This window comes from Actinoplanes sp. NPDC026670 (assembly GCF_040638175.1).
In the GTDB taxonomy this organism is placed as follows: Bacteria; Actinomycetota; Actinomycetes; order Mycobacteriales; family Micromonosporaceae; genus Actinoplanes.
The window spans coordinates 13,744-29,449 of sequence record NZ_JBEZXU010000033.1 but is presented as its reverse complement, the minus strand read 5'-3'; the positions used below and the strand labels follow the sequence as shown (position 1 = coordinate 29,449).

General features: G+C 71.4%; 13 protein-coding genes. 5 read left to right on the top strand and 8 right to left on the bottom strand.

Annotated elements, in window-relative coordinates; genetic code table 11:
• Positions 1-109: 109 nt before the first annotated feature.
• The gene (locus tag AB0E94_RS29180) at positions 110-2,392 is read right to left on the bottom strand and encodes a hypothetical protein (RefSeq protein WP_360332360.1); all 2,283 of its coding nucleotides are present in this window, start codon (positions 2,390-2,392) and stop codon (positions 110-112) included.
• 54 nt (positions 2,393-2,446) lie between these two features.
• Positions 2,447-4,021 carry a cellulase family glycosylhydrolase gene (locus tag AB0E94_RS29175; protein ID WP_360332357.1) on the bottom strand — a complete coding sequence of 525 codons (1,575 nt, stop codon included), beginning with the start codon at positions 4,019-4,021 and terminating at the stop codon, positions 2,447-2,449.
• A 191-nt stretch (positions 4,022-4,212) separates the two neighbouring features.
• On the opposite strand from AB0E94_RS29175, the gene AB0E94_RS29170 reads away from it, so the two are divergent.
• From AB0E94_RS29170 to AB0E94_RS29160, 3 genes are read left to right on the top strand one after another with little or no spacing between them, the layout of a single operon-like run.
• Positions 4,213-5,487 (top strand): DUF1800 domain-containing protein, encoded by a 1,275-nt coding sequence (locus tag AB0E94_RS29170; RefSeq protein WP_360332354.1) that lies wholly within the window; start codon positions 4,213-4,215, stop codon positions 5,485-5,487.
• 11 nt (positions 5,488-5,498) lie between these two features.
• On the top strand, positions 5,499-6,722 hold the full coding sequence (locus tag AB0E94_RS29165; RefSeq protein ID WP_360332351.1) for a DUF1501 domain-containing protein: 1,224 nt from the start codon (positions 5,499-5,501) through the stop codon (positions 6,720-6,722).
• Positions 6,723-6,758: 36 nt separating this feature from the next.
• Positions 6,759-7,091 carry a hypothetical protein gene (locus AB0E94_RS29160; protein ID WP_360332348.1) on the top strand — a complete coding sequence of 111 codons (333 nt, stop codon included), beginning with the start codon at positions 6,759-6,761 and terminating at the stop codon, positions 7,089-7,091.
• A 154-nt stretch (positions 7,092-7,245) separates the two neighbouring features.
• Here the strand turns inward: AB0E94_RS29160 and AB0E94_RS29155 are convergent, their stop codons facing one another.
• Complete coding sequence (locus AB0E94_RS29155; protein ID WP_360332345.1) at positions 7,246-7,875, bottom strand: FMN-binding negative transcriptional regulator; 630 nt, start codon at positions 7,873-7,875, stop codon at positions 7,246-7,248.
• Between the two features lie 114 nt (positions 7,876-7,989).
• On the opposite strand from AB0E94_RS29155, the gene AB0E94_RS29150 reads away from it, so the two are divergent.
• Complete coding sequence (locus AB0E94_RS29150) at positions 7,990-8,265, top strand: hypothetical protein (protein ID WP_360332342.1); 276 nt, start codon at positions 7,990-7,992, stop codon at positions 8,263-8,265.
• Here the strand turns inward: AB0E94_RS29150 and AB0E94_RS29145 are convergent.
• The 4 genes from AB0E94_RS29145 to AB0E94_RS29130 form a co-directional block, all read right to left on the bottom strand.
• The gene (locus AB0E94_RS29145) at positions 8,256-8,396 is read right to left on the bottom strand and encodes a hypothetical protein (protein WP_360332339.1); all 141 of its coding nucleotides are present in this window, start codon (positions 8,394-8,396) and stop codon (positions 8,256-8,258) included. The genes AB0E94_RS29150 and AB0E94_RS29145 overlap by 10 nt on opposite strands.
• A gap of 2 nt (positions 8,397-8,398) precedes the next feature.
• Complete coding sequence (locus AB0E94_RS29140; RefSeq protein WP_360332336.1) at positions 8,399-9,571, bottom strand: lycopene cyclase family protein; 1,173 nt, start codon at positions 9,569-9,571, stop codon at positions 8,399-8,401.
• Positions 9,572-9,583: 12 nt separating this feature from the next.
• A complete protein-coding gene (locus AB0E94_RS29135; RefSeq protein WP_360332581.1) occupies positions 9,584-10,312 on the bottom strand; it encodes a S16 family serine protease in 729 nt (242 codons plus the stop codon).
• A 103-nt stretch (positions 10,313-10,415) separates the two neighbouring features.
• Positions 10,416-11,738 carry a GNAT family N-acetyltransferase gene (locus AB0E94_RS29130; protein WP_360332333.1) on the bottom strand — a complete coding sequence of 441 codons (1,323 nt, stop codon included), beginning with the start codon at positions 11,736-11,738 and terminating at the stop codon, positions 10,416-10,418.
• A 116-nt stretch (positions 11,739-11,854) separates the two neighbouring features.
• Here AB0E94_RS29130 and AB0E94_RS29125 point away from each other — a divergent pair, with 116 nt between their 5' ends.
• Positions 11,855-12,721, top strand: a complete 867-nt coding sequence (locus AB0E94_RS29125) for a DUF4394 domain-containing protein (RefSeq protein ID WP_360332330.1) — start codon at positions 11,855-11,857, stop codon at positions 12,719-12,721.
• Positions 12,722-12,723: 2 nt separating this feature from the next.
• Here AB0E94_RS29125 and AB0E94_RS29120 read toward each other — a convergent pair whose 3' ends face one another.
• Positions 12,724-15,633, bottom strand: a complete 2,910-nt coding sequence (locus AB0E94_RS29120) for a tetratricopeptide repeat protein (RefSeq protein WP_360332327.1) — start codon at positions 15,631-15,633, stop codon at positions 12,724-12,726.
• Positions 15,634-15,706 lie beyond the last annotated feature (73 nt).

Here is a 15,706-nt window from a genome sequence, read left to right as displayed (position 1 = left end):
AGCAACGAACCGCCTGAGCCCCGGAACGGCCGAACCGCCGAGTCGCCGAACGGCCGAACCCCGAACCGCCGGGTCGGCGAGCCGCCGAACCGCCTGGCGAAGTGCCTGGTCAGCCTGCCCGGCCCAGCCGCGTGAAGGACACCGCGAAGACGGTCGAGGCGATCCACCCCAGGATCGTGCAGAGATTCAACAGCCATTCCAGGAGTACGCCGTCCCGCTCCGCCACCGGATACCACGTCGACCGCTGGTGCAGGTCGATCAGCGGAACCACGGTGTCCACCGCGTAGAAGAACGGGCTCAGGCAGCGGACCTTGCCGTTGCCGCACGCGCCCGGCGGCAGATGCTCGTCCGGCAGCGGCTGTGCCCCGGCCGGTGTGAACACCAGCGCGTTCTGATCCGTCGCCCGCATCTGCGCCTGCACCCCCGGCAGACTCAGCCCGGCAGTGACCGCCGCGATCAGCGCCACCAGCAGATACAGCGCCCGCTGGGGCCGGAACCCGTACCGCACGGTGACGTCCTGGAGCACATCGAAGAACCGCCCCCGCCCGGTCCGCAGCCGCCGGGCCCGCCTGTGTTGCGCCACCAGCACGGCCTCCGCGCCGTCGACGTCACCGGCCGTACGCAGCACCGCCGCCAGACGTTCCCAGGCCCGCGGGTCGTACCGCGTCATCCGGTCCAGCCAGGCGATCCGGGCCTCCGGATCCCACACCGCCTCGCCGGGCCATTCGACCGCCTCGAACCGCTCGTAGGAGAAACCGCCGATGAAGGAGTCGGCCGGCCAGTCCTGGTCGGGGCGGTCGGCCAGATACGAGGTGCTCGCCCCGGCGAAGTTGACCGCCCCGGCGACGATCCGCCAGCCCAGGTTCACCCCGCCCCGGATGACCGCCGAGTTGGCGTCGATCGCGGTTCCGCGCAGGCTCGGCGTCTCGCCGTCCCGCCAGGTCAGCGTGGCGCCGTCGGCCCGCAGCCGGCCGCCGATCACGGCCCGGGTCAGCACCACCCGCCCGATCGACCGGAACCCGCCGCACAACCGCACGTTCCCGGTCACCTGGGCCATGTGCAGGCTCACCGTCGGCCCGCCGGGGTTGCTGACGAACGTGTCCTCGGCGTCGAAGACACCGGCGATCGAGGCGCCCCGGAAGGCGAGGGAACCACCGAGCGCCGCGCTGTGCCGCAGCTGCACATCTCCCGCGACGGTGAGGTTCACGGCGGAGACGCACCTCTTCGCGTGGCGGGGCCTGGCGAAGGTGGCCCGATCCAGGCAGAGCAGGCCGTTGATGCGGGCGCTGTTGAGCCGTACCGTGCCTTCGATCGAGGCGCCGCTCGCGTTGAGGAAGCCACCCAGCTCGGCCTGGTTCAGATCGAGGGCGGTGTCCTCCGGGTTCCACAACGCCCCGGCCAGTTTCAGGCCGCCGTCGAGCTGGGCGCCCGGCAGCAGGATCCCGCCGCGGATCACCGTGTCGCCCTCGACCCGGAACGTGCCGTGCACGGCCAGTCGCGGAGCCAGCAGGGCCGTCCGCCCGGTGTCGGACTCGACGTTGTAGAGACGCTCACCGCTGCCGGCCGGTGGCGCGGTCAGGTTCGCGTTGCGGATCAGCAGCGCACCCCGGATCGTCGCGTGGCTCATCTCGATCCGGCCGCCGACCCGGCAGCGGCGGCCGATGTCCGGCGAGTTCAGCAGGAACACGCTGCCGCCGATGCTGGCCTCGGCGATGTCCAGCGCACGCCCGTCGCCCGGAGCGAGCTCGGCGCCGATCACATCGAGCGACCCGCCCAGCCGCATCGCCAGCATCCGCAGCTCGCCGGTGGCCCGGAAACCCCCCACCAGCCGGATGTTGCCGCCCACCCGGATCCGGTCGGCGTGCACCGCACGGCCCTGCGATGCCAGGATCTGCGTGCCTTCCGCGACCAGGCTGCCGCCGATGTCGGCGTCGGTGAGCCAGACGCTCGCCGGCCGGCCGCCGTCGGCCCTCGTCACGACATCCCCGTTGATCACCATTCCGTTCAGGATCAGGTTCTTGTCGATCCGGGTCCCAGAGGCGAGAAGACCGGGGAGTACGTGGGGCCGGCTCGCCGACGCATCACCGATGATCACCAGTTCGTGCAGGCTGGCGCCCAGGATGTTGACCGGCTCGGTGAAGTCGCACGACTCGAGGAGCACCGGAACCGGCACCCGGCACGTGCGCAGATCGAGCCGGCCGGTGATCCGTGCGTCGCCCAGCCGCAGCCCGTACGGGTCGGCCTCGTCCGGCGCGAGGAGGGCCGCCCGCAACTCGGCGGCGTCGACCTCGGCGCCCGCGCAGTCCAGGCCACGGCGGGCCCGGGAGGCGGCGAGCAGCTGCGGGACGAAGTCCTCGTCCGGTCGTAGTGGCACCCATCCGGACCCGTCCATGCGTACACATTAGAAAAGGGGCACCCGCCGTACGGCAGGTGCCCCTTTCCCGGGTCAGGCGCTCATGATGGCGTCGATGATGCTCTGCTGCGTCACCGTCGCGGTACTGCGGTTGAACAGGCCGAACCCGTACTGGCCGTTGTAGCCGTTGTCCCAGTACGCGGTGGCCGCGCCGTACTTCTTGGCGGTCGCCACCATGGTCCGCGCGTAGTCGGCGCGGTACCTGTTGTTCGTCGAGTCGGCCGAGGTCTTGTCGATCGAGCCGTACTCACCGACGAACACCGGGTAGCCGTTGACCACGAACTTGTCGTACATCTTCTTCAGCTGCGAATCCATGAAGTCCTGCTGACCCCACGTCGACTTCTTCGACGCGTCGGTCGCGTTCGGGCCCCACTGGGTGATGGCGCCGCTCTCCGTGCCGGTGAAGTCCCAGGGGTCGTAGTAGTGCACCGAGATCATGATCCGCTTGTCGGCGGCCGGGATCGACGACGACCGGTACTGGTCGGTCGGGAGCACGAACCCACTGCCCACGGTGTGGTCGATGTTGGTGTTCCAGCCCGGCACCAGCAGCCACCTCGACGTGTTGCTGCCGCCGGTCTGCCGTACCGTATCGATGAAGATCTGGTTGTAAGCGTTGATGTTCGAGTAGCACGGCTGGGTCGGGTTGCCGTATTGCCCGTCGAAGTTCTCGTTCATCGATTCGAAGATCAGCCGCCCGCTGTAACTCGCGAACTTCGACGCCACCTGCTGCCAGACCTTCTGGTACTTGGCCTTGATCGTGGTCTGGTCGGCCGCGTCGCAGATCAGCCACGCGCCGCCGACGCTCTTGTAGCCGTCGCCGTGCATGTTGATCAGCACGAACAGGCCGCGGTCGTGGGCCAGGTTGACGACCTCCTGGATCCGGGTCAGCCACGCCGCGTCGACCGTGTAGTTCGGCGCCGCCCCGATCTTGCCCAGGTAGGACACCGGGATCCGGATCGTCTTGAACCCGGCCGCCTTCACCCGGTCGATCAGGGCGCCGGTGATGACCGGGTTGCCCCAGGCCGTCTCGCTCGGGATGCCGTTGCTGTTGGCCTCCAGCTGGTTGCCGAGGTTCCAGCCCTTGCCCATGTCGGCGACGAGCTGCGCGGCGCTGCCGGTGATCGGACCGGTGCTGGTGCTCGGCGAGCTGCTGGGGGAGCTGCTCGGCGAGGTCGCCGGCGAGCTGCTCGGGGTGGTCACGCCGCCGGTGCAGGCGGTCCCGTTGAGGGTGAACGCGGCCGGCACCGGGTTGGTCGAGGTGAACGCGCCGTTGAAACCGAACGACGTGCTGCCGTTGGTGGCGATGCTCCCGTTGTACGAGACGTTGCGGACCGTGACCGCCGTCCCGGACTGCGTGTACGAGCCGTTCCACAGCTGGCTGACGGTCTGCCCGGAGGCGAACGACCAGCCCAGCGTCCAGGAGCTGACCGCGTCACCGAGGTTGGTGATCTTCACATCGGCGCCGAAGCCGCCCTGCCACTGACTGGTGACCGTGTAGTCGACCCGGCAGCCGGCCGCCGCACTGGCCTGGAGCGCGACCGCTACCGAACCGCCGACGGCGGCCAGGGCTACCGCGGCCGCGGTCAGCACTTTCCGTGTTCGAGACATGGGGATGGTTCCTTCTGGGGGTCGGGAGCGCTCCCATATGGGGGATGGTCACGCTCGGGTGGGGGAAGAGGGTAACGGCATACTATGCCGGACGCGGCCGGAAGGCACTCACCGCGGTCGATCGGCCTCCCGTACGCCAATCGGATGGTGTCTTTACCGAAGGCTTACATCGGCTCCCTACGTTGGCCCGCATGACCGACCGCCGGGCGCTGGCCCACCTACTGCGCCGCCTCACGTTCGGGCCGACCCCGGCCGAGGTCGACGAGGCCGTGCGGGCCGGATACGACGCCACCCTCGACCGGCTGCTGCGCCCGGCGCCCCCGCCGGCGCCACCCGAACTGGGCCCCGACCCGGTCGCACGACTCGCCGACGGCGCCGACCGTGAACAGCGCCGGGAAGCACGCCGCGCCCAGAACGACCAGATGGCGGAGCTGACCCGCTGGTGGCTGGCCCGGATGACCGGCCCCGGCGCCGCCGAGAAGCTCACCTTCTTCTGGCACGGGCACTGGGCGACCAGCGCCCGCAAGGTCCGCTCCGCGCAACTCATGCTCAAACAACAACAGACCCTGCGACGGTACGGGACAGGCGACACCGGCCCACTCGTGCGGGCGATGCTGCGCGACCCCGCACTGATCATCTGGCTGGACGGGCAGAAGAACACCCGCCGGGCCCCGAACGAGAACCTGGCCCGCGAGCTGATGGAGCTGTTCACCCTCGGACTCGGCGCCTACACCGAGGACGACGTCAAAGCCGGCGCCCGGGTGCTGACCGGCTGGCAGATCGACCGGGCCACCGGCGCCGCCGCCCTGGTCGCCAAACGCCACGACACCAGGCCCGTCCGGCTGCTCGGTCGCACCGGGACCTGGGACGTCGACTCCTACGCCGGCCTGCTCGTCCAGCACGACGCCCACCTGCCGTTCCTGGCCGGACGGCTGTGGGCCCGCTACGCCGCGGAACCCGGGCCCACCCCCGCCGCGACCGCCCGGATCATCGCCGCCGGCCGGGACACCACCGCGCTGCTGCGGGCCCTGTTCCAGGACCCGGAGTTCCCGGGCACGAACGGCCGCCAGGTCAAACAACCTGTCGAATGGCTCGTCGGCGCGCTACGCCAACTCGACGTCGACGTCGCCGCTCTGGAGACCAGACAACAGCAACGCCTCGTGGCCATCCTGCGCGAACTCGGCCAGCTCCCACTACGGCCACCCTCCGTCGGTGGCTGGCCGGCTGGGAACGAATGGCTCACCACCTCCACCGGGCTGGCCCGCCTCCGCGCCGCGCAGACCCTCGCCGGCCTGGCCCCCGCCACCGCCGACCGGCTCACCGGACCCGACCGGGCCGACACCCTGGCCGCCCTGCTCGTCGTCGACACCTGGACGGCCGGCACCCGGGCCGCGCTCGACTCGGCCAAGGACCCGCGACAACTGCTCGCGATCGGTCTGGGCAGCCCCGAATACGCAGTGCACTGAGGAGCGCCGACATGGACACCATCACCCGCCGCCGGTTCCTGATCGCCAGCGGAGTCGCCGGCGCTCTCGCGACCGGGGCCGCCGCCTACTCCCTCGACGACATCCTGGCCACCTCCGGCGAACGCGACGACACCGCGAAAACCCTCGTCCTGGTCACCCTCTACGGCGGCAACGACGGGCTCAACACGGTCATCCCCTATGCCGATCCGGCGTACGCGGCGGCCCGCCCCGGCATGACCTACGAACCCGAGACGATCCTCCGGCTCGACGACGAGTTCGGCCTCAACCCGGGACTGACCGGCCTGCACCGGCTCTACCAGGACCAACGGCTCGCGATCGTGCACGGCGTCGGCTATCCACGGCCCAACCGCAGTCACTTCCAGTCGATGGACATCTGGCAGACCGCCCAGCCCGACCGGCCCGGCACCACCGGATGGCTCGGCCGCTGGCTCGACACCGCCGGCGGCGACCCGCGACTGGCGATCTCGTTCGAACCCGCGCTGCCACCACTGCTCGCCGGGTCCGGCAGCGCCGGGGCGACCGTACCCAATGGAAAGCTTGCCCTCCCCGGCGGACTGACCACCGCGACCCTAGGCAACCTGGCGACCGCCGAACCGGGTGTTTCTCCTGCTCTGGCCCGCGCTGCGGCCTGCTTCGCCGATCTGATGCGGGTTCAGGACATGATGCGCGAGGTCGAAGCCGGCGCCGCCGACGACGAGACAGACGACGGCGAACCGCCCGCGGCAACCGCTACCGGGGGCGCCGCGCCGCCGCTCGACAAGCAACTCGCCCTGGTCGCCAAATGCATCGAGGCGGGGGCGGCCACCCGGGTGTATTCGGTGTCGCTCGGCGGATTCGACCTGCACGCCGACGGCCGGGACTCCCAGAAGGACCTGCTCACCCGGCTCGACGGGCCGCTCGCCGCGTTCGCCGACCGGATGGCCGGCAAAGGGGTGGTCATCGCGGTCTACTCGGAGTTCGGGCGGCGGGTGCACGCCAATGCCTCGGACGGCACCGACCATGGCACGGCGTCCCACATGTTCCTGCTCGGCGACGGCGTCGCCGGCGGCCGGCACGGCGAACCGCCGAGCCTCACCGACCTCGACGACGGTGACCTCAAATACACGGTGGACTTCCGTGACGTGTACGCCGGCCTGCTCGCCGACGTCCTCGCCAGCGACCCGGAACAGATCCTCGACGGCTGGACCGGGCGGCTGACCGGCATCCTCACGTAGCGATCTTGCGTTGCGGGCCGCCGTTAGAGTGCGGCGGTGACCTCAGACAAAGCACGCCGGCGGCTCAGAAGACACGCCGTCACCGTTCTTGTACTCGTGCTTGCCTATGCGGTCATGGCCGCCGCCTTCCTGTACGGGCCCGGCGCCGGGCCGACCTCCGGGGTCGGGCTCCTGCTGCCGTTGTTGCCACTGACCGTGCTGGGTCTGCCCTGGGCGATCCCGTTCTGGGCCGACCCGTACGCGTTCGACGGCGTCGGCCACGCCGCCCACCACCTGATCCTGGTCGGCCCGGCGATACTCAACGTCCTCATCCACGCCGCCATCCACCGCGTCCGCGACGCCCGAGCCGTCAAGTCCAACACCCGCTGACAGCAGCAGGGTTCTACAAAGCTGCCGGGCAGGAGCTCAAGAATCGTCGCGCCCAACCGTGTTCCGCTGTTCATCGATCAACTGGCCCCGCAGCGGGCCGGTGACCGGGAACCGCGACGGTGGTCTACGCGATGCAGCGCCGGGACTGAATCCGTTACCCGGAAATCCGGCGGAATGCCGCTACCTGGGCGGCCATCACGTCGTCGCCGGCGGTGCGCAGGCCGGTGACGACACCGTCGATGTCGGCGGCCGGACGGTTCTGGCTGAGCTTGAACTTCGCCTCCACGCGGCTGATCACCAGCTCGACACCGACGATGGCGCGCAGCTGACCGGCGATGAACTTCTCCGGCGCGTCGTCGACCGACCACGGGTGTTCACGCCCCTGCTCGTGCCGGTCGGTCAGCCGTCTGACCATGGCGGCGACCCACGCCGGGTCGTCGTGGACCACGAGCTCGCCGTAGACGTGCGCGGTCACATAGTTCCAGGTCGGGACCACTCTGCCGTGCTCGCGCTTGGATTCGTACCAGGACGGCGTGATGTAGGCGCCCGGCCCGTGGATGATGGCAAGCGCCTCGCCGAGCGGTGGCAGTCTCCACTGCTCGTTGTTGCGGGCCAGGTGGGCCAGCAGCGAGCCGTTCGGGCCGGCGTCCGCGGCGTAGATCATCGGCAGGTGGGTGGCCTGCAGCCCGCTCGCCGTGTTGGTGATCAGGTCGGCGGCGTTCGCGTTCCGTAGCAGCTCGTCGACGTCGGCGTCGGTGGCGGAGAAGTGCGCGGGGGTGTACACAGGCGACCTCGTGGTGAGCGGTGGCGGAGCCGAACAGCGTGAGACTACCGAGACCGGCCGGCGTGTAGGTTCTCCCGGATCGACAACCGAACCAACCTCAGTCGGAAGGCCACGATGAGCGACAACCTGACCAACGGCCCGATCCGTGCGCTCCTTGTCGCGCCGACACCCGGCGGGACCTGGCTGCGGGAGATCCGGCTGCCGTTTCCGCCGTTTCCGGGGCTGGGTTTCCGTCTCGACGTCTACGACATGGTCAACGTCGACAGCGTCGAGGTCGGCGACGACGATCGGTGGGACGTCCACGTGACCTGTTTCGTTTCCTGGGAGGGCGGCACCGCCACCGACAAGCAGTGGGAACAGGCCGGCTTCGAGCAGGGCGTCTACGTCTGAAAGGACGTCGGGAACGTCGACTGGGCGGCCGGCAGGAATCGCCGGCCGCCCATGCGTCCAGGCGCCACCCGGAGGTACTCGAGGGTGGCCTCGTCGCCCTGAGCGATGATCGAGTCCGGCCGCCCTCTCATGATCACAGTCGGATGTTCAGGCGTGCGATCGCGTCACCGGCCGCCGCGCGCATCATCGGCAGCAGCGGACTCGACGCCATCACGCTCAGCTCCTCCCGCCACGACGTCGTGCCGTCGAGGAACCGCAGCACCCGCTCCGGCGGATTCCGGTCGAACAACCGCCCGAAGAACGCCACCCCGTCGACCAGCCCGCGGTCCAGGGCGCGCAACTGCACCGCGTCCATCCACCGGTGCCGTCCCGGATAGGCGGGCCCGGGCACCGGCGGACGACCCGCCGCCACCTGCTCGGCGATCCGGTCGGCCTGCCGGGCCATGGCGGTGAACGTGAACCCGGTCGACGGCCGCGTCGCCCCACCCGCGGTCCCCAGCCGTACCACCCGCGGCGACGGCCGGGCCTCGAAGACACCGTCGGTCATCGGAATCACGCCGTCCTCCACCTCCCGCACCCGCACTGCGTCCGCCTCGATGCCGAGCAGCGCGAGATAGCCCCGCAGCGCCGCGTCGTACTCGTCGCCGGACAGCACCGACGGCGAGAACTCGGTGTACTCGACCAGCGCGAACCGCTCACTGACCGGCAGCACATACCCGAACGACACCCCCCGAGCCGGCTGTGGCGTCCGGAAGTCCATCAGGACCGCACGCCCCGGCTCGAACAGCGCCCGGTCCGACTCCAGCCACCAACCCCGAAAATGCTGCAACCATGCGGTACGGCCAGAGCGCGCCGGCGGCCGCGGGCGCGAGTCGAGCACCCAATCGGCGTGGACCAGCGGCGCACCCGCCTCGTCCCGCACGGTCACCCGCGACCCGTCGTCGTCCAACCGATCCGCCGCCGCGGTGATCCGGATCGCGCCGAGCCTCCGTTCCGCGGCGCCGGCCAGTTCGTAGAGCGGCCCCGACCGCAACATCGCATACCGCAGCGGCCGCAACGGCAGGGTCCGCCGGCCGGCCGACGTGACCACGTCGACCGCCTCCCAGCTCGCACTGAGCAGCGGATCGAGAAACGAACCCGGCTCACCCCAGAAGGCCCACGTCCGGTCCTGCCCGCGCTTGTGCACCGGGTCGACGATCGCCACCCGTACACCCGAAAGATCTTTTCGATCCAAAGCGGCGAGTACGAGTGACGCGGCCCCGCCCCCGCCGACCAGAGCCAGATCAACCGTGACGGGCGAAGTCATCAGCCGATCATGTCAGCAGGCGGTGGGCGTGCCTCCGGCGGTGATGGTCTTCAGCGCGAGCAGCGCGTCATCGGCCGTGGCCACCCGGGCCAGCGTCAGGCCGGGCACCGGATTCCGTGCCGCCTCCGCGCAGTTTCCTTCCGGCACCAGAAAGTATTCGGCGCCGGCGGCCCGGGCGCCGTGCAGCTTCTGCGGGATGCCGCCGATCGGGCCGACCGTGCCGTCCGCGCGGAGCGCTCCGGTCCCGGCGATGACCCGGCCACCGGTGAGGTCGGCCGGGGTGAGCTTGTCGACGATCCCGAGCATGATCATGAGCCCGGCGCTCGGCCCGCCGATGTCCCGCAGGCCGATGCTCACCCGCACCCCGGCCGGCTGTCCCAGCGAGGTCAGGGCCACGGTGATCGCGGTGCTCTCCGACTCCGCGAAAAGCGCCTCGTTCGCCCGCTGCGCCTGCTCGTCGCTCTGCCCGGCCGGGAAGACCGCCTCCCGCGGGACCAGCGCCGCACGATCGTCGAACCAGGCCCGTGCCGCACCGCCGACACCGTCCACGTCGACGACCTCAACCGTGGTGAGCAGCAGCCGCCCGGTCGACGTGGAGACGTCGGCGCCGGTCACGGCGATCACGTCCGGCCCGAGCACGTCGATCGCCGGCCCCGGCTTCTCCACGAGATACGGCATCGGCGCAAACCAGGCCCCGGCCGCGAGCAGCACCGTCGCGAGAGCGCCGGCCCTCAGGACCATGCTCGAGTTCCGCACGCCGGAATCGGTCAGCAGGAATTTCACCCCGGCGACGCTAACACGCCCGCACCGCCGCCGGATCGCGCAAGGCCCGGAAGATCAGCCTTCAGGCGCGTGGCCACAGCCGGGCCTCGACCGGCGGGAACGCGGCGGTCAGGAACTGCTCGGTGCGGCGGTCGCGTGGCACGCAGTCCGGCCAGGCGGCCAGTACCTCGGGCAGGGTGCGGTAGCCGAGGGCCAGCTGCAGCAGTGCGCCCGGCGGGATCGCGGCGTGCGTGCCCGGGTCGACGGCCGGATTCGGCGAGCGGACGCCCGCGGTCACCGCGGTCAGCTCACCGTCGGTGAACTCCAGGCGGGCGGCGCGGCCGTACGTGTCGATCGTCATCGACGAGGCCGGCCAGCGCAGACCCGCGCCGGCCCAGCGGGCGCGCAGCACCGGCGTCAGGTGAGCGAGCAGTTCGACCGGGTCGGTGGTGCGCAGGTACCAGCCGCGCTGCCGTTTCGGCACCCCGGGCGGGCCGAGCCGGACCAGCGGGTGCTGCGGGTTCAGGCGCTGGCGCAGCAGGTTGAACGACTGCCCCGCCACCGTGTGCTGCCGGCCGGCCACACCCAGGTGGGCCAGCATGGCCGGGGCGGCCCGGGTCCAGTCGGCCGGCCGGTCGCAGGCCGCGGCGAACAGCACCAACTCGCCGGCGCCGTACAACTGCACGCTGTGCACCAGATAGCCGACGACCTCGGCGCCGTCCACGAGCACGGCGACCGCGTTGCGGGCGATGTCGGCGGCCCGGCGGCCGGCGATCTCGTACCGCCACACGCCGGCATCGCGGGGGCAGCTGAGCACCTGATCACCGGTGAGACGCCGGTCGATGGCGGCGAGGGCGTCCGCGTCGTCGACGGTGGCCGCCCGGACGGTCAGGCCGGCGCCCGAGCCGTCGTCGCCGTCAGCCGGCAGGGATGCGGCCGGCACGCTGGGAGCGCCGTCGTCGGCGAGCGCGTAGTCGTAGCCCAGCCGCCGGTAGAAGTACGGGATCCCCTCGATCATCTGGAGGGTGACGCCGCCGGCCCGGTACCTGTCGTGCAGGGCGGCGAACAGCATCTCGGTGAGCCGGTTCCCGCGGTGCCCGGGCGCGGTCGCGACCAGCTCCACCTGGCCCACCGGCAGCCGGGCCCCGCCCAGATACCAGTCCTGGCGCAGCCCGACCAGGCTGGCTGCCGGCCGTCCGGTGGCTGTGTCCTCGACGACCAGGAAGTCGTCAGGCGTGACCGACGGATGGCCGTCCATCAGGTCGCGAACCCAGGCCTCGATGGCCGGATCCGGCTCACCGCCGGTGACCGGCTGCAACTGCGTGGCGGCCTGCAGCGCGGCGAGATCATCGGCGTCCCCGGCTCGCCCAGGCCGCACCAGGTAACGAGTGCCCACCATAGTCATGACTTACGTTCTACCAGAGGCAGCGGATTCCAGGTGATGTCCAGTTCGTGTCCAGAGGGGCTGCCTAGCTTCGGTCGCAGCAGTTCAACCGACATCTGGAAGCAGAGGGACAAGTCATGAGGGCACGGATCAAGAAGACGCTCGCCGCGGCCGCCGCCGTCGTCACCGCGACCACCGCTGTCATCGTCGGCGTCGCCGGGGGCGGGGCCAGCGCCGCCGCGTCGAGCCTGCTCGCCTACGGGATCGCGGGCAACGGGACGCTGATGCTGCAGTTCTGGACCGGCACGCCCGAGCAGAACGACTGGGTACGCCGCATCACCGGCCTCAGCGGCGACACCTCCGTCATCGGGATCGACTTCCGGGTGCAGGACGGCAAGCTGTACGCGGTCGGCAACAAGGGCGGCATCTACACCATCGGCATCCCCAGCGCGCTCGCCACCAAGGTGTCGCAGTTGCAGGTCGCCCTGTACGGCACGAACTTCGGCGTCGACTTCAACCCGGCCGCCGACCGGCTGCGGGTGATCAGCGACAACGGCCAGAACCTGCGGCACAACCTGAACGACCACACCACGATCGAGGACACCACTCTGACCACCCCGCCGGCGACCGGCCCAGCCCGTGGCGTGACCGCCGCCGCCTACACCAACAACGACCTGAACGCGACAAACAACACCACCCTGTTCGACATCAACACCACCACCGACCAGGTGGTCATCCAGTCGCCGGCCAACAACGGCCTGCTGGTGGCGACCGGCAACCTCGGCTTCGACGCCGACGCCAACGCCGGGTTCGACATCTTCAGCGACCTGACCAACGGCAAGACGACCGCGCTGATGGCCTACGCCACTCTCACCCCGGTGGTTCCGGCCGACCAGGTCCCGCTGCAGAACTTCTACACCATCGACCTGCTCACCGCGACGACGACGCTGGTCGGGACGTTCCCGCTGGACGTCACCGACGTGGCGGTCGCCCTGGACAAGTAGGGCTACGCGGGCATCTCGTACCGGCCGGCGGCCGACAACCGGGCCAAACCCTCCTCAGCGCGCGTCTGCTCGTACCGGTAGCCGATCTCACCGGCGATCCGCAGCGCAGCGAGGTGGTGGGTCCGGGCGTCGGCCGCCCGGCCGGTTGCGGCCGCCGCCGCCCCGAGACTGTTGCTGACCCGGGCCTCACCGGCCCGCTCACCGATCCGCCGGAACAGCGACAGCGCCTCACCGAGCCGCGTCCCGGCCTGCCCATGGTCACCACGCAGCACATCGACAAGACCGAGACCATCCAGCGCGTACGCGCGACCGGCGAGCTCAGTCGTGCCGGAGAAGATCAGCAGCGCCCGCTCGTAGAGTTCCGCCGCCTCCGCGGACCGGCCCGAGGACGACTCGACATGACCCAGGAACAGCAGCGCGTACGCCTCCCCGATCGCGTCGCCGATGTCCTGACAGATCGCCACCGCCGCCCGCAGGTCACGCGCCGCCTCCGGATGCCGGCCCTGCCGCAGCCGGACCTGACCGAGATTGCCCAGCCCGCGCGCCTCCCCGGCCCGGTCCCCGGAGTGCCGGGCCACCGCGACCACCTCGCCGAGGTACCGCGCCGAGTCCGCATACCGGCCCTGCCACAGGTAGAGATGACCGAGATTGCCCAGCGCCCGCACCCGGACCAGGGTGTCGCCGACCTCCGACGCCAGATCGACGGCCCGCTGGAGTTCGGCACCGGCCTCGGCGTACCGGGCCTGCTGAACGTGCAGCACCCCGAGATTGATCCGCAGCTGCGCCGCACTGTGCCGGTCCGGCAGCCGCTCGGCGGCCCGCAGCGCGTGCTCGTGCAGCGCCACCGCGTCCGGATAGTGCCCGCCGCTCTCCAGATAACGCAGCAGCACCTGCGCCAGCAGCACCGCGTACCACTCCGGGCCGTGCGCCACCGCGTGCACCGCGGTCGCCACCAGGTTCGCCCGCTCGGCGTCCAGCCAGGCCAGGGCGGTGCCCTCGTCCAGCGCCGGGAGCGGCGCGTCCGCGTCCGGCACCGGCGGCCGGCGGCCGCGTTCGGCCGGGAACAGCAGATCCATCGCGGTGGCCGCGGTCCGCAGATAGAAGTCCAGCACCGCGCGGGGCAGACCGGCTTCGCCGGTGCGCAGAGCAAGATCTCTGGCGTACGTGCGGAGCAGGTCGTGCATGCCGTACCGGTCACCTGTGCGCTGCACCAGGTGACTCGCGGTGAGCAGGTCGAGGTGCTGGCGGGCCTGCGCCTCGGTGCCGCCGGTGAGCGCGGCCACCGCGTGGCTGTCGACCTCGGTGCCGGGATGGTGCCCGAGCAGCCGGAACGTCCGCGCCACCCCGGCCGGCAGATCCCGGTAGGACCAGGAGAACACCACGGCGATGTCGGAGTGCGGGTCACCCGTCGACAGCAGCCCGAGCCGCCCCCGGTGATCGGCCAGCTCACCGACCACCGACGCCAGCGTGGCCGGGGCACGCCGGTGCACCAGCTCGGCGGCGATCCGCAGCGCCAGCGGCAGCCGGGCGCAGTGCGCGGCCAGCTCCTCGGCGGCCTCCGGATCGCCGGTGACACTGTCCCCGGCCAGGCGGGTCAGCAGGGCCAGTGCGTCCTCCGGGCGCAGCACGTCCAGGTCGAGGCGGCGCGCGCCGTGCCGTACCACCAGGCCCGGAAGATTGTCGCGGCTGGTGACCAGCACGGCGCTGCTGGCGGCGGCCGGCAGCAGTGGCCGGACCTGGTCGACCGACGCCGCGTTGTCCAGCAGGATCAGCACCCTCCGCCGGTCGAGCAGGCTGCGGTAGAGGGCGGCCCGCTCGTCGGTGTCGGCGGGCATCTGCTCACCCGGCAGCCCCAGCGAGCGCAGGAACCTGGCCAGCGCGGCGTCCGGCGTCACCGGCTGCTCCGGGTCGTAGCCGCGCAGGTCGACGTAGAGCTGACCGTCCGGGAAACGGTCCCGGACCCGGTGCGCCCACCGGGTGGCCAGGGCGGTCTTGCCGACCCCGGCGGTGCCGGACACGATCGCGATCATCACGGTGGCCGGGTCGGCGGCGCCGGTCAGCCGGTCCAGGGCGTCGATCTCGTACGCGCGTCCGGTGAACCCGGGCACGTCGGCGGGCAGCTCCGCGGGCACCGGACGGCCGGCCGCCACCTGCGGGCGGGCCGGTGCGGTCGCCCGTACATCCTCGTCCAGAAGGTCTTGATGTGCCGCCGCCAGGTCGGCGCCCGGGTCGACGCCGAGTTCGTCGGCCAGCCGCCGCCGCACCTCGTGGTAGGTGGCGAACGCCTGTGCCCGCCGCCCCGCCGCGGCCAGTGCCCGCACCAGCCCGGCCTGACCCGCCTCGTCCAGCGGATCGGCCGCGGTGACCTCCTCGAACGCGGCGATCGCCCGCCCGGCCTGCCCGGTGGCCAGCAGCGCCGCACCCAGCCGGGACAGCGCGGCCCGGTGCTCGGCGACGATCGGCCGGACCTTCGGATGCTCGGCCAGCTGCGGCAGGTCGGCGAACGGCTGCCCCTGCCACAGCGCGAGCGCCTCGCTGAGCGGCTCGACCGCCCGGGTGTCGGCGGCCCGGCGCAGCAGCTGCCGGAACCGCAGGATGTCGATCTGATCGGCGGGCACACCCAGGTGGTAGCCGTCGCCGAGATAGGGGATCAGCTCGCTGCGGGAGTGCGGGGCACGGGCCGGTTCGAGGATCCGGCGCAGCCGTTTGACGTGGGTCTGGATGACGTTGACCGCGCTGGCCGGCGGATCGTCGCCCCAGATCGTGTCGATCAGGGCGGGCAGGCCGACCGGCTGCCCACCGGCCAGCACCAGCAGGCCCAGCACGGTCCGCTGCGCGGGCGGGCCGAGCAGGATCGGCTCGTCGTCGTGCCAGGCGCGCATCGGCCCGAGCACCTGGATCCGTAGCGTCATCGGCCTCGTCCAGTCCCCGTCCAGTCGCGTGCCCCAGAATGCATCGACGAAAGCTTATCTATGGGAGTGGAGC